Genomic DNA, 17,438 nt, shown 5'->3' on the forward strand with positions numbered 1-17,438 from the left:
ACCTGACGAAGACCGGGCTCGGGCAGTCCCCGAGCGGTTCGTCGCTGCCCGCGTGCGGAGCCGAGCGACCACCTTCCTGTCTTCCTCTGGAGAAGTCACGTGTCGAACCCTGCTTCCGGCCTGCCCGTCGGGCGGAGCCTGTGCTATCTGATCATCGCCGGAGTGGCCTGGGGTACGGCCGGTGCCGCCGCCTCACTGCTCTTTGAGTTCAGCGATCTCGGCCCACTCGGCCTTTCGTTCTGGCGCTGTGCGGGCGGCCTCGTGCTGCTGCTCGCCGCGCTCGCGCTGCGGCCCGGCCGGGCCGCAGCGGTTGCCGAGTCCGGGCGTCGGCGGCTGCTGCGCATTCTCGGTACCGGAATCGGTCTGGCCGTGTTCCAGACCGCGTATTTCGCCGCCGTCCAGGCCACCGGCCTTGCGGTCGGTACCGTGGTCACGCTCGGCGCGGGTCCCGTCCTCATTGCCGTCGGTGCCCGGCTGACGATGGGGGAGCGGCTCGGGCTCGGCGGACTTGCCGCGGTCGCCGGGGCACTGGCCGGTCTCGCCGTGCTGGTGCTCGGAGGCGACGCGGGTACGGTGCGGCCTGCCGGAATCGCGCTGGCACTGCTGTCCGCGGCCGGCTACGCCGCGATCACCCTGCTCACCCGGTGGCTCGGCCGCGACGGCGGCGGCGCGGACCCGCTTGCCACCAGCGCCTGGGCTTTCGCCGTCGCCGCAGTGATCCTGCTGCCGATGGCGGCGGGAGAGGGACTCGTCCCGCAGACGGGCCACCCGGCGCAGGTGGTGATGCTGCTCGTCTACGTCGCAGCGATCCCGACTGCCCTCGCTTACGCGCTCTACTTCGCGGGGGCCGCGATGGTGCGGGCCGCCACCGTGTCGGTGATCATGCTGCTCGAACCGGTCAGTGCGGCGGTCATCGCGGTCGTCGTACTCCGGGAGCAGCTCACGCCCGCCACGGTCGCCGGAACGCTCCTGCTGCTCACAGCGGTGGTGGGGCTGGCCGTCGCCGAGACACGTGGCGCCGCGAACGCCCGCCGGGAGACGGCCGTCCCCGTGTGACGGCAGGGGCGGCGGGGCGGTGACCGTCGCACGGTCCCGCCGCCTCGGGCCGGTTCAGAGCGTCTTCAGATACTCCGGGACGGCGATCGAAGGATCGAGGTTGTCCGCCGGAACCGGCGTGCTGTAGCCGGGCGCCACGGGAACGACGCCCGCCCAGTGGGGCAGTGTGAGGTCGCGTTCGTCGTCGGTCGGGCCACCGGTGCGGAACTTGGCGGAGACCTCCCGCAGGTCCAGTCGGATCACGGCTGTTGCCGCCAGTTCCTTCTCGTCAGCGGGGCGCAGGTCCGTGGACCGCCCGGGCACGACCTGTTCCACGATCGCGTCGAGGGCGACGCGCCGTTCCTCGGGATCGGTCACCGTCTGTGCCAGGCCGTGAACGATCACGGAACGGTAGTTGAGCGAGTGGTGGAAGGCGGAACGCGCCAGCACCAGCCCGTCGACATGCGTCACCGTCAGGCACACGGGCAGTCCCTCGTCGCTTCCGCCTGCCGCCCGCAGCGGGCGGGATCCGGTCGAGCCGTGTACGTAGAGTCGCTCGCCGACCCGGGCGAAGAGCGTGGGAAGGACGACGGGTGCGCCGTCCCGTACGAAGCCGAGGTGGCAGAGGTACGCCTCGTCGAGTATCGAGTGGACCTGGTCCCGGTCGTAAGAGGCCCGTTCGCGGGAGCGGGTCGGGACCGTACGCCCGGTGGGTTCGTAAGTGCTTGCCGTCTCGGCTGTGGCTGCGGGGCCCGGGGGCGTGGTCAGCTGGGGTTCGGTCTCCGGCATTGCGTACTCCATTGCACTAGTGCATACTTGTCTTTGTGCTAGGAGAGTATCGGATCAGTGGGCGGCGTGCGTCAGAAATTGCCGCCAGTGTGGAGCGGGCGGTCGGTTCGGGTGAGCTGGCACCCGGACAAGTGCTGCCTCCCATGCGGGAGTTGGCGAATCAGCTGGAGGTGAACCCTAATACGGTGGCGGCCGCTTACCGCACGCTGCGGGAGCGGGGCGTGATCGAGACGGCCGGGCGCAGAGGCAGCAGGGTCAGGCCGCGGCCGGCGAGCACCGCGCGCGGGTCGGTGCGTGTGGAGGCGCCGCCCGGTGTGCGGGACCTGGGGGACGGCAACCCCGACCCGGCGCTGCTGCCCGCACTGGGAGAAGCCTTCGCCGCAGTCACCGAGGCATACGCGCGGGCGCCGGGGATGTACGCACAGGCGCCCGTGGACCCGGAGTTCGCCGCGCTGGCACGCGCGGGGTTCGACGCGGACGGTGTTCCGGCCGGGCCGGTGATCGCCACTTCGGGCTCGCTGGACGCGATCGAAAGGGTGCTGGTCGCCCATCTCAGACCCGGTGACGCGGTCGCGGTCGAGGATCCGGGCTGGGGCGGCCTGCTGGATCTCGTCCCGGCGCTCGGCATGCGTCCGGTGCCCGTTCCTGTCGACGACGACGGGCCCCTGCCGGACGCCCTCGACGCCGCGCTCAGGGCGGGTGCGCGCGCGGCCGTCATCACGGACCGGGCGCAGAATCCGACCGGAGCCGCGATCGGGGCCGGGCGCGCGGCCGAACTGCGGGCGGTCCTCGCCGGGTACCGGGGCGTGCTGCTCATCGAGGACGACCACGGGCACGCCATCGTCGACCTGCCGCTGCACCCGCTGGCAGGCGCCACGGACCGCTGGGCGTTCGTGCGGTCCGTGGCCAAGGCGTACGGGCCGGACCTGCGCGTCGCCGTGCTGACCGGGGACGCGGTCACCGCCGACCGGGTCTCGGGCCGGCAGCGCCTGGGGCCGGGCTGGGTCAGCCGGCTGCTGCAACGGGCGGTGGTCCACCTGTGGACGACGGACGCGGTCGACTCCCATGAGGTGGCCCGCGCGTACGCCCGCCGCCGGGACGCACTCGTCCGGGCGTTGGAGGACCGGGGCGTCGAGGCGCACGGACGCAGCGGGATGAACGTGTGGGTTCCGGTGAGCGACGAGACGGGGGCCGTGGCACGCCTGCTGCACGCGGGCTGGGCGGTGGCGCCCGGAGCCCGCTTCCGGATATCCGCTCCTCAGGGGATCCGGCTCACCGTGTCGCCGCTCACCGACGCCGACATCGGGCCGCTCGCGGACGCGGTGGCGGCAGCGGCGGGACCCGCAGACCCGTTGAGCTACGGATGAGCTACGCCAGCTCTCGGTGACGCGGTCCCGGTGCCCGTTCCGGCGGGGTGGCTGCTTGGGCGGTGCGGGGCCTGCTCTGGGTCAGTGCGGCACCCGCCAGGACGACGAGAGCGCCGACCGGGGTGTTCCAGCTCAGTTGCTCACCGAGCACGGCGACTCCGGCGGCGGTGGCGATCACCGGGATGAAGTAGGTGACCATCTGCGCGGTCGTCGGACCGACCTCGGTGACCAGGCCGTACTGGAGCAGTACGGCGAGCCCTGTTCCCAGGGCCCCCAGGGCGACGACGGCCAGGGTGGGCCACAGGGGGAATCCGTCGGGTGCCGAGGTGAACAGCGGGGTCACCAGGGCGAGCTGCACCGTACCGAGAAAAAGCTGGCTGCCGGTGAGGGAGAGGGCCGAGGAGCGGCTGCCCGCCAGAGTGCGGCGGACGTAGATCCAGCCGACCGGATAGCTGAGAGAGGCCAGGAGCGCCATCGCCGTACCGCTGAAGTCCAGGCCGGAGAAACCCTGCCAGGCGCCCAGCACGGTGAGTACGCCGAGGAAGCCGAGCCCGAGTCCGGCGACGCGGCGGCGGGTCGGGCGGTCCTCGGAGAGCGCGACGAGGGACAGTGCCATGCCCCACAGGGGTGAGGTCGCGTTGCAGATGCCGGCCAGGGTCGAAGGGATGGTCAGTTCCGCGTAGGCGAACAGGGAGAACGGCAGGGCGTTGAGGAAGAAGGCGGCGACGGCCAGATGGCCCCAGGTGCGGGCGGCGCGCGGCAGCCGCTCCCGCTTGATCGCCATGGCGACGGCCAGGACCGCGGTCCCCGACAGCAGTCGGCCGAGAGTGACCTGGAACGGTGCGTAGCCGTCGGTCCCGACCTTGATGAGGAGGAAGCTGAAACCCCAGATGAGCGAGAGTGCCGCGAAGCGCAGCCGCCAGTCCAGTGCCGGGCGACCGGAGGGCCTGGAAGGCGCGGCCGGAGTGGCTGGCGCGGCCGGAGCGGCGAGGGGGGATGCCGGGGCGGTCTGCTTGATTCCCGGGGTCGCGGTGGCCGTGGACGTCTGCTCGGTCCGCCGTGTGAGGGTGGTCTCGGCGGCCGGGACTCCCGGCGCGGATGGTGCGCTCATGTGGTCAACGATGACGAATGCAATCTCGTAGCACAAGTGAGACTTTGTGCCGGTGTCCGCGTAGCATTGCTTACATGTTGAACCTGGAGCGCCTGCGTACCCTGGATGCCCTGGCCCGGCTCGGCTCGGTCAGCGGGGCCGCCGAGGGGCTGCACGTCACCACGTCCGCCGTCTCCCAGCAGATGGCGAAGCTGGAGCGGGAGGTGGGTCAGCAGCTGCTGGCCAGGAACGGCCGGGGGGTCCGGCTCACCGATGCGGGGCAGCTGCTCGCCGACCATGCGGCCCGGATCCTCTCGCAGGTAGAGCTCGCCCAGTCCGACATCGAGGCCCAACGGGGCGAGGTGGTGGGCGAGATCCGGCTGAGCGCGTTTCCCACCGCGGCGCGCGGACTCTTTCCGGCGACACTCCTTGCCCTGCGTTCCGGCCACCCTGAACTCAAGGTGCATACGCGGGAGTTGGAGCCGGAGGACGGGCTCCGGGCGGTACTCAGGGGTGACATCGATCTCGCTGTGGTGCTGGACTGGAGCAATAAGCGCCTGCCGGTCCCGGGTGGCCTCGCCCGTGCGCAACTGCTCGACGACGCGCCGGACATCGCCATGCCTGCCGGTCATCCGCTCGCGGGGCGGGACAAGGTCGACCTGGAGGACTTCGCCGACGACGACTGGGTGTCCTGGCCCGAGGGTGAGTTCTGCTACGACTGGCTGATGTTCACCCTCCGCTCCAAGGGGATCGAACCGCGCATCGCCCACCTGGCCGGCGAGCACCATACCCAACTTGCCCTGATTGCCGCGGGTATGGGTGTCTGTGTGGCGCCACGGCTGGGCCGCGGTCCCGTGCCGGACGGGGTGCGGCTGGTGCCGGTGAGGCAGAAGATGCGGCGGCATGTCCACGCGGTGTGGCGGGCGGACGCGGACCGGCGTCCGTCGATCAGGGCGGCGGTCGCGGCGCTCCGGGAGGTGGGGCGGGAGCTGGACGATCCGTTGAGGGATGCCTGAGGTTCCGCGTCGGGGTCAGGCCGGGCCGGCCAGTTTGCCGAAGTCCCAGGATGTGACGGCGTCGGGCGTGAGCCGCATCCAGGCGTGCCGGCCGTCGTGCGGCATCGTCTGCATGCCGAAGTACTTCGCGGCGAACAGCCTCTCGGGGACGGTGAGTTCCGGGCAGGGCTCGCCGGTGCGCGGTACCTCGCCGACGAAGACGGCCTCGCCCGAGAGCTCGATGCCGCGCAGCTCTCCGTACTCGACCCCGTCGTCGACGACCACGGAGATCCTCGGGTCGTGGCTCAGCTGCGACCAGCGCAGACTCCGGGTGATGGAGTAGAGCCACAGTGACGTACCGTCCCAGCAGAACCAGAGCGCACCGACGTGCGGGCGGCCGTCCGCACCGACGGTGGCGACCCGGCAGGTGCGCTGTCCGGCGAGGTAGGCGTCCCGCTCCTCGTCCGTCATCATGATCCGGCGACCCCGCCGCTGACTGACGGCCATGGGAAAGCCCCCTCCTATTGGCTGACTATGTGTCAGGAATCATGAGGCCTCTTCCTTCATCGCGCAATGGAGGCTAGCCTCGCGCGGCCGATCCGTCATCGAGAGGGGCTGCCGTGCCGTCCAGGGAACAGCTAGCCGAGCAGACCGATCCGGCCACCACCGTCCTGCTGACGGTGGAATGCCAGCAAGGTGTGGTGGGACCCGGCAGCGCGCTGCCCGAACTGGCCAAGGAGGCCAGGTCCTCCGGAGCCCTGCACAACGTCGCACGACTGGTCTCCGCCGCCCACGAGGCAGGCGTCCAGGTGCTGCACGCGGTGGCCGAACGCCGCCCGGACGGCCGGGGCGCCAACAGCAACGCCCGTCTCTTCCGTGCCGCGGGGCGGCTCCCCGTACAGCAGCATTCCGGCACCACGGCGGTACGGATCGCCGAGCCCATCGAGGTGGCGGACCAGGACCTCGTCGTCCGCAGGCTGCACGGGCTGTCGCCGATAGCGGGTACGGACGTGGACGCTCTGCTCCGTAACCTGGGCTGTCGCACCCTGGTCGTCACCGGCGTATCGGCGAATGTGGCGATTCCCAACGCGGTCTTCGACGCGGTGAACCTCGGGTACACCGCAGTGGTGCCGGCCGATGCCATCGCGGGGGTGCCCGCCGACTACACCCCCGCGATGATCCGCAACACCCTGGCCCTGGTCGCCACCGTGACCACGACCGACGCCCTGCTCGGCTGCTGGCTGAGCGGACGGACCGGGACGAGGGGGTGAAGGGGCGCCCCGGGTCGGCAGGGAGGCCGGCTAAGACGCCAGGCTGATCGAGTCGCCCTCGACCGTGATCGCGGCGGCGGGCAGCGGCGTGGTGGCGGGCCCCGTCTTGACCGCACCCGTCGCCACGTCGAACTTGCTTCCGTGACACGGGCAGTTGATGGCGCCGTCGGAGACGCTCGACACCGCGCACCCCGCGTGGGTGCACTTCGACGAGAACGCCTTGAACTCACCGGGCGCGGGCTGCGTCACCACGACCCCCTGTTCCGTGAAGATCTTGCCGCCGCCCTCCGGGATGTCGGCGGTCTTCGCGAGGACCGGGCCTCCGCCGCCGTCCCCGCCGTCATCGGTCTGCTTGACGACACCGGAACCGGCTGCCTCCTTCGAGCCGCCGCACGCGGTCAGTACGGCGGCCACGGAGACGGCGCCGACCGCTGTGACGACGGTCCGGCGTCCGATGTGGACCTCGTGGTCCTGCGATGCGCTCATGCTGGTGCTTCCTTCCGCGGTGTTCTCGGCTCCGACGCTTCGTCCAGAGGTACGCGCAGCCGGTTGTCTGTGTTCAACGCCCCAGGGACTTCCACAGGAAGTCCCGCTCCAGCAGCAGCAGATTGCTTGCGGTCTGCTCCCGTCCGACCAGGTGGCCGGCGCCCGACAGCGGCAGAACCGTGTGCGGCCTGCCCGCGGCGAGCAGTGCTGCGGAGAGCCGCAGTGTGTGCGCCACGGCCACATTGTCATCGGCAAGACCGTGCACGAGCATGAGCGGCCGGGTCAGTGCCGCCGCCTCGTCCAGGAGCGAGTTCCGGGTGTAGTTCTCGGGCTGCACGTCCGGGTGTCCCAGAAAGCGTTCCTCCCAATGGGTGTCGTAGAGCCGCCGGTCGGCGGGGGCCGCTCCCGCCACCGCCGCGTGGAAGACCTCCGGGTGCCGCAGGACGGCCGCCGCCGCCAGATACCCGCTGAACGACCAGCCACGCATCGCCACCCTGGTCAGGTCGAGGTCGGGGTGACGGGCGGCCGCCGCGTGCAAGGCGTCGATCTGGTCCTCCAGGACGGCCGTGAGGCGGTCGCCGTGCACCGACTTCTCCCACGCCTCACCACGTCCCGGGGTGCCTCGTCCGTCCGTCACCAGCACCGCGAACCCCTGCTCGGCGAACCACTGGGCGACCGCGACCCACCACGCCCGTACCTCCAGGACGACCTGCATGCCGTGGCCGGCGTAGGGGTTGAGCAGCACCGGCAGGGGACCGTCGCCCGGCCGGTGCCACGACGGCAGATAGAGCCTGCTGCGCAGTTTCCGCCTCCCCAGGCTCAGGGCCAGCGGCCGCGGGGTGACGAGGGGTTCCTCGGCCAGTACCGCGATGCTTCCCACGGGCACGCCGGCGCGCAGCACCGTCACCGTGTGGCCGTCCGGCGTCCTGCTGTCCAGAACCACCGTGGCACCGCCGACTGCCGCCGTGTGTACGCCGGGTGAGCTGCTGACCCGTACGAAACCCTCACCCGGATCATCGGTGGCGTACGACCAGACATGGATCTCGGTGGGCTCCTCGCCCGCCGTGAAGTACACACGACCGTCGGCCGCGCCGATCACCTCGCGGACCTCCAGGCCCGGCGGCGTCGTGGTGCCGCCGATGTCCAGCCCCTGGCTGTCGCCTCCCGGCCGTGCCGGGACGACGAGCGCTCCGGAGGCGAGGCGCAGCGGCGTGCCCGGACGCAGGGCGACCCAGGCGGAGTCCTGGGTCCGGTGCGAGACGCGGGTCGCACCCGACGCCTCGTCCACCTCCAGGACATGGACCGACCGCTGGTCCCGTGTCTGTACGGAGACGAGCGGCCCGTGGCCGTCCCAGCCCGCCGCCACGACGTACTCGAACGCGCGGTCCGTCCATACGTCTTCGGGGTGTCCGTCCCCGGCCTCCGCGGGCAGGCGGACGGCGATCCGCTCCCCGCGGACCGGCACCAGATGCATCGACACCTTCGCGTTCGCGGTGCCGGCGGCCGGATACGCCACCACGCGGGGCGGCCGTTCCGGGTCCGAGGGATCGGCGATGTACCGGCGCCTGACCGCTGCCGTGTCCACCCGGGCGACCAGGAGCGCATCGCCGCGAGGCGACCACCAGTAACCGCGCGAGCGTCCGATCGACTCCTGCGAGACGTAGTCGGACAGACCGTACGTCACGTGCTCTCCGTCCGGTTCGGCCAGCGGCCGGTCGCCGGTCCCGTCCGCCCGTACGATCCGCAGCGCGCCCCCGGACACGTACGCGATCAGGGAGCCGTCAGGAGAGGGGCGCGGATCGACGACCGGTCCGGCCGTGGTGACCCGGCGCGCGGCGCCGCCGTCGGTGCGGAGCACCCACAGGACGCCCTGGAGCGCGAAGGCGACCAGCCGCGCTGAGGCGTCGGTGGCGTAGGACACCAATCCCGAGGACGTCACGCGGGCCCGCTCCCGGCGGGCCAGCTCCTCCGGGGGAACCTCGCCCGGTTCCTCGTTCGTGAAGCAGGGATCGAGCGGATCGGCGAGCAGCCGTTCCGTACCGTTCTCATGCAGCCACAGCCTGCTCACAAGATCGGTTCCCGAGGCGCTCCGGACGAACAGCACCCGTTCGCCGTCGGGGGAGACGGTGAGCTGCCGGGGCACGCCGAGCGAGAAGCGCCGGGTGCGGGCGAACTGGAGGGGGAAGCGCTCGGAGGCGGTCGCGTGTGCGTCGGCGGGTGCGTCGGAAGGGGGAGTCATGGCGACACCATGACAGGTCGAAATGTGCTCGATCCATCCCGGTCAGCCCCCATGTGATGCGGGGCTCCCCTCCGGAGGGACGGCGGCCCTGCGGACACCGGCCCTGACGCGACGGAGCCCCGCATCACACGCGACGGGCGCGTGCGATGCGGGGCTCCGGGTGACGGTGTGCCTGTGCGGCGGAGATCAGTGCGTCGGGGCGGTGGCGGACTTCGCCGCGGCGGCGCTCTCCTCCGCGAGGCGCTCCATGCCGCTCTGCGTCTTGAGCGGCTTCTCCTTGATGAACAGCACCGCGATCAGGGCGAGGAACGCGAAGGGGGCGCCGATCAGGAAGACGTCCGCGGTCGCGACGCCGTACGCGTTCTCGACCACCTGGCGGGCCGGTTCGGGAAGGGTGCTGAGGTTGGGAACGCCGTGCCCGGCACCCCCGTTGTCCGCTGCCCCGCCGAAGCCCTTCTCCATCTCCGAGGCCACCCGGTGGCCGAGGACGGCGCCCAGTGCGCTCGTACCGATCGCCCCGCCGAGGCTCCGGAAGAACGAGAGCACCGAGGTGGCCGCACCGAGTTCCGACGCGGGTACGTCGTTCTGTGCGGCCAGCACCAGGTTCTGCATCAACATGCCGACGCCGACGCCGAGCACGACCATGTACAGGCTGAGCACGGCGAACGAGGAGTCGGCGCCGATCGTGGACAGCAGGCCCATGCCCGCGGTCATGATGACGCCTCCCGCGATCAGGAAGCCCTTCCACTTGCCCCTGGAGGAGATGATCTGTCCTGCGACGGTCGTGGAGACCATCAGGCCGAGGATCATCGGCAGGCTCATCAGGCCCGCGATGGTCGGCGTCTTGCCGAGCGAGATCTGGAAGTACTGCGAGAGGAACACCGTGCCGCCGAACATGGCCACGCCGACCAGCATGCTCGCGACCGTCGTCAGTGCCACGGTGCGGTTGCGGAAGATGTCCAGCGGGATGATCGGTTCCTTGACCCTGGATTCGACCAGGATCGCGGTGCCCAGCAGGACGACACCCGCGGTGACCAGGGCGGCAGTCTGCCACGACGCCCAGTCGAACTGGTTGCCCGCCAGGGTCACCCACAGCAGCAGGGCGCTGACGCCGCTCATGATGAGGACGGCGCCGAGATAGTCGATCTTCACTTCCCGGCGGACCGTGGGCAGTTTCAGGGTCAGCTGGAGCAGCACGATGGCAAGCAGCGCGAACGGCACGCCGATGAAGAAGCACCAGCGCCAGCCGAGCCAGGAGGTGTCGACGAGTACGCCCCCGATGAGCGGGCCCGCGACGGTGCCGACGGCGAAGACGGCACCGAAGATGCCGGAGTAGCGGCCGAGTTCACGCGGCGGGATGATCGCCGCCATCACGACCTGGGCGAGTGCGGTGAGACCGCCCGCGCCGATGCCCTGCACGACGCGGCTCACGATGAGCAGCCCGACGCTGTGCGAGAAGCCGGCGACGAGCGAGCCGACGACGAACATCGACAGCGAGAGCTGGATGAGCAGCTTCTTGTCGTAGAGGTCGGACAGCTTGCCCCAGATCGGGACGGTCGCCGTCATGGCGAGAAGCTCGGCCGTGACGACCCAGGTGTACGAGGACTGGCTGCCGTTCAGATCGGCGATGATCCTGGGCAGGGCGTTGGAGACCACGGTGGAGGCCAGGATGGCCACGAACATTCCGGCCATCAGGCCGGACATGGCCTGAAGTATCTGGCGGCGCGTCATACCGGACGCGGCCCCCTCGGGTGAACCGGCGGTACCGGTTTCGGGTGTGACGGCAGCGGTCATCGGCTGACGTTCCTCATTCTCTGGTGACTGGTTCTGTGGTGACTGGTTCTGTGGAGAGTGGTTCTGTGACGAGTGGTTCTGCGGTGACGGGTGAAGCCCCGGTGATGCAGGTCTTCAGGTCTTCACGTCTTCAGGCCGGTGGCCAGTGAGGCGAACGCCTCGCGGTAGAGGCTCTGGAACGTACGGGTGCGGCCGGAGGACACCCAGACCTCGACGGTGGCGCGCACGGCGGCGATCGCCACGTGCGCGAGCAGCCGGGGCTGGAGATCGGTCTCGGGGTCCTGCCCCAGACGCTCGGCCAGAACGGCGACCAGGGCGCGCTCGTCGGCACCCTGGGCGGCCAGGAAGCCAGGAAGCAGTGAAGGGCTCGTCCTGAGCACCGTCATCTGGAGCTCCCAGCGTTCGTGGTCCTCCTCGATCTGGGCGAGTTCCCGGGCGAGCGCCTCGCTGAGAGCTTCGAGTGCCGTGAGGTGTTCCGGGGCGTTCAGTACGGCCCGGCGGGTCCGTTCGGCGCTCTCGATGCCGGGGCGGGTGATCGCGTCGTCGAGGCACGGGAAGTAGTTGAAGAACGTGCGTACGGAGACGCCGACCGCGTCGGTGACCGCTTCCACGGTCACGTTCTCGATCCCCCGGTCCGCGGCCATGCGCAGCGCCATGTCGGCAAGGGCGTCGCGCGTCGCGCGCTTCTTGCGTTCGCGCAGCCCGAGGGAGGTGTCGTCGGCACTCATGAAGGTGCATGCTATGCAATTTTGCACCCTGGGCAAAATTCCTTGCGGTGCGGGCCGGGGGGCGGTGTGCCGCCTGCCGGTGACGTGTGCGGTCAAAAGAGACGGTGCGTATCTCTTCACTGGGCTCGGGGGGCGCTGTTACATTCCGGAAAACAAGAATTCATTTCAGTCTGTGACTGGAGGCACCCATGACGGCTGTCCAAGATGCTCCCCACGTGCCTGCGCCGGTTCGTCGCGAACTGCCACCGTCGATGGTCGAGCGGATGACGCTGATCATGGACGTCTTCGAGGGCCGGACGGCCCGGCTCTCGCTGGAGGAAGTGGCCCGGTCCACACAGCTGCCCAGGTCGACGGCGCACCGGATTCTTGACCAGCTGGTACGGCTGCGCTGGCTCGAACACACCGGCCTCGGCTACGGACTCGGGCGCCGCGCCCTCGGCCTCGGCGGCGGGGACGGCGCGCACAGCAGGATCCGCGAGGCCGCCGCCGCCCGGCTGCACCACCTGCAGATCCAGACCGGACTGGTGGTCCACCTGGCCGTCCTGGACGGGGCGGAGGTGCACTACCTCGACAAGGTCGGCGGCCGTTTCGCCGCGGCTGTTCCCTCCCGTGTCGGCGGCCGGGCACCCGCCCATTCGACCGCGCTCGGCAAGGCCATGCTGGCCTGGCACGAACCGGAGGACGTCGAGGCCAGGGCCGCCGAATCCATCGGTCGTCTGACGCAGCGGACCATCGCGGACCTCGGCACCCTGCACCAGGAACTCAACCGCATCCGCCGCCGCCACGGCCTCGCCTTCGAGCGCGGCGAGTGCTTCCCGGACATCGCCTGCGTCGCCGCCGCGGTGCGCGGGCCCGAGGGGCCGGTCGCCGCGATCTCCCTGGTGGGGGACGCCTGGTCCCCGCTGGAGAAGGTGGCGCCGCTGGTCGTGGACGCGGCGCGGCAGGTGTCGCACGAGTTGTTCCCCGAGCCGGAGACGCCGGTCAGAGCGGCGCGCCGGGCTGCCGCCGTGCCGGAGGAGACGTGGTCCCCGCAGGCCATGGACCGCCTGCTCGCCGCGGGGCAGTACGGCGACTGGCAGTAGACGAGGCGGAGATGAGGAGGGCCCCGTATACGACCGGGGCCCGCCGCTCCTCACCCCCAGTGGTCGCCCCAGCCCCACGGGCCGGGGGGCGCCGCCGGGCTGCCGAGGCCGAAGCCGCCGCGGAAGAAGAGCATCGGCTGCCGGTCGGTCACGGTCTCCAGGGCGAGGACCCGGCCCACCACGACATCGTGGTCGCCCGCGCCGTGCACGTCGTGGATGTCGGCGTGCACCCGGGTCAGGACGCCGGGCAGCGACGGCGTTCCCCAGCGGGAGACCTCCCAGTCCAGCCCCTCGTACTTGCGGCCCCTGCTCGAACCGAACCGGCCGCAGAGATCAGTCTGTTCCTCGGCCAGGATGTTCACGGTGAACCGCCCCGCCTCCCTGATCCTCGGCCAGGCCCGCCCCCGGTGGTCGGCGCAGAACAGGACCAGGGCCGGTTCGAGCGACACCGAAGCGAACGACTGGCACGCGAAACCTGCGGGGTCGCCGTCCCGGCCGATCCCCGTCACCACCGTGACCCCGGACGCGAACGTCCCCATGGTGTGCCGCATCCGTGCAGGGGTCGGCTCGGTCTCCTCGCATGCCTCGGGCGCGGACAGGGACTCTGCGGTCATCGGGTTCACCTCGACGGGGACGGTGCGGTGGTGTGCCCGGGGCCGGGCAGGGGGCCGAAAGTAGGACAGCGGCCGAAGCGTCGGGGGGCTGTTCCCGATGAGTGGAACGGCCCCGAGCGGTGGGCCGCCGCAGGCCGCCCGCATCCCGGCGGCCGTACGCATCCCGCTCACCGAGACGCCCGCCGCGTGGCCCGGCAGGCCGTGGCTACCGTCCAGGAACCGATCACACGGCACCCATGGCCGCCCGGAGGGATCACCACCCTGGCCGGCACACCGGGTCCACCGGACACCGAGGTCAACCGAGGCAGGGATGATGACGGCGCTGAGCCATGACTCCACACTGCGCGAACTCGCCACCGATGAAGGCGTGTTGTGCTACCACGAGGCCGGAGACGGCCCGCCCCTGCTGTTGCTGCACGGATCCGGCCCCGGGGTCACCGGATGGCGCAACTACCGGCACAACCTGGGTGCGTTCGCCGAACACTTCCGCTGCCTGGTCCTGGAGTTCCCCGGATTCGGGGTCAGCGACCCGGCCGACGGCCACCCCATGGCGACAGCCGCCTCGTCCGTCACCCGCCTCCTCGACGGACTCGGGCTCCAGCAGGTCGACATCATCGGCAACTCGATGGGCGGCATCGTCGGCACGCAGTTCGCGCTGGCCCACCCCGACCGGGTGCGCCGCCTCGTGACGATCGGCGGCATCGGCCGGAACCTGTTCAGCCCGGGGCCCGGTGAGGGGATCAAGCTGCTCTCCGAGTTCACCGACGCACCCTCCCGCGAGGGCCTCGTCCGCTGGCTGAACTCCATGGTGTACGACCGGTCCCTGGTGACCGAGGAACTCATCGAGGAGCGGTGGGCCCAGGCCACCGACCCGGACACGCTCGCCAGTGCGCGCCTGATGTACGGCAGCGAGGCGTTCGCCGCTCGTTCCGCCGCGGCCGCCGCGTCCGACGCGGCACCGTACTGGGCCATGCTCCACCGGCTCCGCGCGAAGACGCTGCTCACCTGGGGCCGCGACGACCGGGTCAGCCCTGTCGACATGTCGATCGTGCCGATGCGCACCATCCCCGACGCCGAACTGCACGTCTTCCCGGACTGCGGGCACTGGGTGATGATCGAACAGAAGGCCGCCTGGGAAAGCGCGGTCCTCGCCTTCCTCACCCGCAAGGACGCGGCGTGAGCGCCGCCGCCCAGGGCGCCTGGGACGAGGAGTTCGACTTCGTCGTCGTCGGCAGCGGCGGAGGCGGCATGGCCGCCGCGCTGACCGCGGCCGACAGCGGACTGAGCACCGTTGTCGTGGAGAAGGGAGCGATGTACGGGGGGACGACCGGCATCTCCGGGGGTGGCATCTGGATCCCCAACAACCCCACCCTGCGGGCCGAGGGGCACGACGACAGCCGCGAGTCCGTACGCCGCTATCTCGACCTGCTCACCGAGAACCGCGTGCCCGCTGCCCGACTCGACGCCTACGTCGACCAGGGCCCCGCCGCGATGGAGCTGCTGGAGAAGAGCCGCTGGATGCGGTTCTTCTGGGTCAAGGGCTACGCCGACTACCACCCCGAGTACGACGGCGGCCGCCCGCGCGGCCGGTCCATCGAGGCGCTGCCCTTCGACACCCGCAATCTCGGCGAGGACGAGAAGCACCAGCGGCCCAACAGTCTCAAGGGCCCCCTCGGGCTCTGGATCACCGCCAAGGACTACCGCGACCTCGCGATGGTCAAGCGGACCTGGCGCGGACGCCGGGCCTCAGTGATCGCCGCCTGGCGCGTCTCGTCCAACATGGTCCGCCGCCGCCACATGGCGACCGGAGGCAGGGCGCTGGTGGCGCGGATGCGGATGGCGCTCAAGGAAGCCGGCGTACCGGTGTGGCTGCGCAGCCCGATGACCGAGCTCGTCACCGACGCACAGGGCACGGTCACCGGCGTCGTCGTCACCCGCGACGGCAAGGCCGTACGGGTCGGCGCCCGGCACGGCGTGCTCCTCGCCACGGGCGGTTTCGACCACAACCGGGAGATGCGCGAGAAGTACCTGCCCGAGGGCGGCCGCGACAACCACAGCGCCGGAGCCGTCGAGAACGTCGGCGACGGCATCCTCGCCGGCCAGGCACTCGGCGCAGCCCTCGACTTCATGGACGACGCCTGGTGGATGCCGTCCGTGCACCACCCCTCCGGTGCCACGATCCCGCTGGTCTCCGAGCGGTGCATCCCGCCGTCGGTCATCGTCTCCGCCGACGGCAGACGCTTCACCAACGAGTCGTCCCCGTACGTCAACTTCGTCCACGACCAGCTCGAAGGCGGGCACACCACCGCCTGGTTCGTCATGGACGCCAAGGCCCGTGCCCGGTATCCGTTCGCGCAGATCCTCCCCGGCATGCCCTTCCCCAAGGCGTTCTACGAGAACGGCACCGTGCACCGCGCGGACACCGTCGCCGATCTCGCCCGGAGCATCGACGTCCCGGCCGACGCCCTCACCGGGACCGTCGAACGGTTCAACGGCTTCGCCCGTACCGGCAAGGACACCGACTTCGGCCGCGGCGACAGCGCCTACGACCGCTACTACGGCGACCCGACGATGAAGAACCCCAACCTCGACGAACTCGTCAAGGCCCCCTACTACGCGATCCGTATCGAGGTCGGCGACCTCGGGACCAAGGGCGGCCTCGTCTGCGACGAGCACAGCCGGGTGCTGCGCGAGGACGGCTCGGCCGTCGCCGGGCTGTACGCCACCGGCAACACGTCCGCGGCCGTCATGGGCAACGAGTACGCCGGACCCGGTGCCACCATCGGCCCCGCCATCGTGTTCGGCTACCTCGCGGCCCGGCACGCGGCCGCCGTCACCCGCTCGGGGGCCGGGGCCGCCGGAGGCACCCCGTGAGCCCGGCGCCGCTGACCGTACGCGTCGTCAAGGTGATCCGGGAGACGGCCGACGCGCACTCACTCGTCCTGGAACCGGCGGACGGGGACCGGGCCCGGTTCACCTACCGGCCCGGCCAGTTCCTCACCGTACGGGTGCCCTCCGAGCGCCCCGGCGGAGCGGCCCGCTGCTATTCGCTGTGCAGCTCCCCGGCGCGCGACGAGCACCTGAAGGTGACCGTCAAGCGCACGGCCGGGGGGTACGCCTCCCACTGGATCTGCGACCACGTCACCGAGGGCGACACCTTGGAGGTGCTGCGGCCCGCCGGCACCTTCACCCCGGACTCGCTCGACGGCGACTTCCTGCTGTGCGCCGCGGGCAGCGGCATCACCCCGGTCATGTCGATCCTCGTCTCCGCCCTGCACGCGGGGACCGGCGCGGTCACGCTTCTCTACGCCAACCGTGACGAGCAGTCCGTCATCTTCCGCGACGAACTGACCGCGCTGGCACAGGAGTACGGAGACCGGCTCACCGTCCTGCACTGGCTTGAGTCCGTCCAGGGCCGGCCCACCGCAGCCGGCCTGCGCACCCTCGCCGGCCCCTACGCCGGGAGGCCCGCCTTCGTCTGCGGTCCCGGCCCCTTCATGGAACTGGCGGCCGGCGCGCTCACCGGACTGGGCGTACCACCGGACCGGATCACGGTCGAGCGCTTCACCTCACTGACCGGCGACCCGTTCGCGGAACGCGAGCCCGCGCCCGAGCCGGACACCGCAGGGCCCGTCAGTACGGCCGACGTGGAGCTGGACGGGGTGCGCCACACCGTCGACTGGCCCCGGAACACACCCCTGCTCGACGTGCTGCTCGCCGCCGGACTGGACGCGCCGTACTCCTGCCGCGAGGGCAGTTGCAGCGCCTGCGCCTGCGTACTCACCGAGGGGGAGGTGGCCATGGAGCGCAACGAGGTCCTCGACGTGACCGACCTCGCCGACGGCCTGATCCTCGCCTGCCAGGCGCGCCCGCTCAGCGACCGTCTCAAGGCCACCTACGACGGCTGACCGCGCCCTCCCGCACCCCTTCTCCCTTCCCCACTCGACC

Annotated in this window: 16 protein-coding genes; 8 read left to right on the forward strand and 8 right to left on the reverse strand. The window is 71.1% G+C overall.

The features are described from left to right. The first annotated feature begins 99 nt into the window (after nucleotides 1-99). Nucleotides 100-1,056 carry a DMT family transporter gene (locus OG912_RS30895; RefSeq protein WP_327712161.1) on the forward strand — a complete coding sequence of 319 codons (957 nt, stop codon included), beginning with the start codon at nucleotides 100-102 and terminating at the stop codon, nucleotides 1,054-1,056. Nucleotides 1,057-1,110: 54 nt separating this feature from the next. On the opposite strand, the gene OG912_RS30900 is transcribed toward OG912_RS30895, so the two are convergent. Further along, nucleotides 1,111-1,824 carry a pyridoxamine 5'-phosphate oxidase family protein gene (locus tag OG912_RS30900; protein ID WP_327712162.1) on the reverse strand — a complete coding sequence of 238 codons (714 nt, stop codon included), beginning with the start codon at nucleotides 1,822-1,824 and terminating at the stop codon, nucleotides 1,111-1,113. Between the two features lie 35 nt (nucleotides 1,825-1,859). Between OG912_RS30900 and OG912_RS30905 the strand changes: the two genes are divergently transcribed. After that, on the forward strand, nucleotides 1,860-3,191 hold the full coding sequence (locus OG912_RS30905) for an aminotransferase class I/II-fold pyridoxal phosphate-dependent enzyme (RefSeq protein WP_327712163.1): 1,332 nt from the start codon (nucleotides 1,860-1,862) through the stop codon (nucleotides 3,189-3,191). Between the two features lies 1 nt (nucleotide 3,192). On the opposite strand, the gene OG912_RS30910 is transcribed toward OG912_RS30905, so the two are convergent. Then, a complete protein-coding gene (locus tag OG912_RS30910) occupies nucleotides 3,193-4,302 on the reverse strand; it encodes a DMT family transporter (RefSeq protein WP_327712164.1) in 1,110 nt (369 codons plus the stop codon). A gap of 74 nt (nucleotides 4,303-4,376) precedes the next feature. Here OG912_RS30910 and OG912_RS30915 point away from each other — a divergent pair, with 74 nt between their 5' ends. Further along, complete coding sequence (locus OG912_RS30915; protein WP_327712166.1) at nucleotides 4,377-5,297, forward strand: LysR family transcriptional regulator; 921 nt, start codon at nucleotides 4,377-4,379, stop codon at nucleotides 5,295-5,297. 15 nt (nucleotides 5,298-5,312) lie between these two features. Here OG912_RS30915 and OG912_RS30920 read toward each other — a convergent pair whose 3' ends face one another. Continuing rightward, the gene (locus tag OG912_RS30920) at nucleotides 5,313-5,783 is read right to left on the reverse strand and encodes a pyridoxamine 5'-phosphate oxidase family protein (RefSeq protein ID WP_327712167.1); all 471 of its coding nucleotides are present in this window, start codon (nucleotides 5,781-5,783) and stop codon (nucleotides 5,313-5,315) included. Nucleotides 5,784-5,896: 113 nt separating this feature from the next. Here OG912_RS30920 and OG912_RS30925 point away from each other — a divergent pair, with 113 nt between their 5' ends. After that, nucleotides 5,897-6,547, forward strand: coding sequence for a cysteine hydrolase (locus tag OG912_RS30925; RefSeq protein ID WP_327712168.1), 651 nt, complete (start codon nucleotides 5,897-5,899; stop codon nucleotides 6,545-6,547). Between the two features lie 30 nt (nucleotides 6,548-6,577). On the opposite strand, the gene OG912_RS30930 is transcribed toward OG912_RS30925, so the two are convergent. The 4 genes from OG912_RS30930 to OG912_RS30945 form a co-directional block, all read right to left on the reverse strand. Then, nucleotides 6,578-7,033: a Rieske (2Fe-2S) protein gene (locus tag OG912_RS30930; RefSeq protein ID WP_327712169.1), complete on the reverse strand. Its 456-nt coding sequence runs from the start codon at nucleotides 7,031-7,033 to the stop codon at nucleotides 6,578-6,580. 73 nt (nucleotides 7,034-7,106) lie between these two features. After that, nucleotides 7,107-9,272 carry a prolyl oligopeptidase family serine peptidase gene (locus tag OG912_RS30935; protein ID WP_327712170.1) on the reverse strand — a complete coding sequence of 722 codons (2,166 nt, stop codon included), beginning with the start codon at nucleotides 9,270-9,272 and terminating at the stop codon, nucleotides 7,107-7,109. A gap of 186 nt (nucleotides 9,273-9,458) precedes the next feature. Beyond that, nucleotides 9,459-11,066: an MDR family MFS transporter gene (locus tag OG912_RS30940; protein WP_327712171.1), complete on the reverse strand. Its 1,608-nt coding sequence runs from the start codon at nucleotides 11,064-11,066 to the stop codon at nucleotides 9,459-9,461. Between the two features lie 122 nt (nucleotides 11,067-11,188). Continuing rightward, complete coding sequence (locus tag OG912_RS30945; RefSeq protein WP_327712172.1) at nucleotides 11,189-11,794, reverse strand: acyl-CoA-like ligand-binding transcription factor; 606 nt, start codon at nucleotides 11,792-11,794, stop codon at nucleotides 11,189-11,191. Between the two features lie 251 nt (nucleotides 11,795-12,045). Between OG912_RS30945 and OG912_RS30950 the strand changes: the two genes are divergently transcribed. Then, nucleotides 12,046-12,876 carry an IclR family transcriptional regulator gene (locus OG912_RS30950; RefSeq protein ID WP_327713589.1) on the forward strand — a complete coding sequence of 277 codons (831 nt, stop codon included), beginning with the start codon at nucleotides 12,046-12,048 and terminating at the stop codon, nucleotides 12,874-12,876. A 50-nt stretch (nucleotides 12,877-12,926) separates the two neighbouring features. Here the strand turns inward: OG912_RS30950 and OG912_RS30955 are convergent, their stop codons facing one another. Beyond that, the gene (locus tag OG912_RS30955; RefSeq protein WP_327712173.1) at nucleotides 12,927-13,490 is read right to left on the reverse strand and encodes a flavin reductase family protein; all 564 of its coding nucleotides are present in this window, start codon (nucleotides 13,488-13,490) and stop codon (nucleotides 12,927-12,929) included. 310 nt (nucleotides 13,491-13,800) lie between these two features. On the opposite strand from OG912_RS30955, the gene OG912_RS30960 reads away from it, so the two are divergent. The 3 genes from OG912_RS30960 to OG912_RS30970 are packed head-to-tail and all read left to right on the forward strand — an operon-like array spanning nucleotide 13,801 to nucleotide 17,398. Further along, on the forward strand, nucleotides 13,801-14,670 hold the full coding sequence (locus OG912_RS30960) for an alpha/beta fold hydrolase (RefSeq protein ID WP_327712174.1): 870 nt from the start codon (nucleotides 13,801-13,803) through the stop codon (nucleotides 14,668-14,670). Continuing rightward, nucleotides 14,667-16,364: an FAD-binding protein gene (locus OG912_RS30965; protein ID WP_327712175.1), complete on the forward strand. Its 1,698-nt coding sequence runs from the start codon at nucleotides 14,667-14,669 to the stop codon at nucleotides 16,362-16,364. Before OG912_RS30960 ends, OG912_RS30965 begins: the two co-directional genes overlap by 4 nt. After that, complete coding sequence (locus OG912_RS30970) at nucleotides 16,361-17,398, forward strand: ferredoxin--NADP reductase (RefSeq protein WP_327712176.1); 1,038 nt, start codon at nucleotides 16,361-16,363, stop codon at nucleotides 17,396-17,398. Before OG912_RS30965 ends, OG912_RS30970 begins: the two co-directional genes overlap by 4 nt. The last annotated feature ends 40 nt before the right edge of the window (nucleotides 17,399-17,438 follow it).

This window comes from Streptomyces sp. NBC_00464 (assembly GCF_036013915.1).
GTDB lineage: Bacteria > Actinomycetota > Actinomycetes > Streptomycetales > Streptomycetaceae > Streptomyces.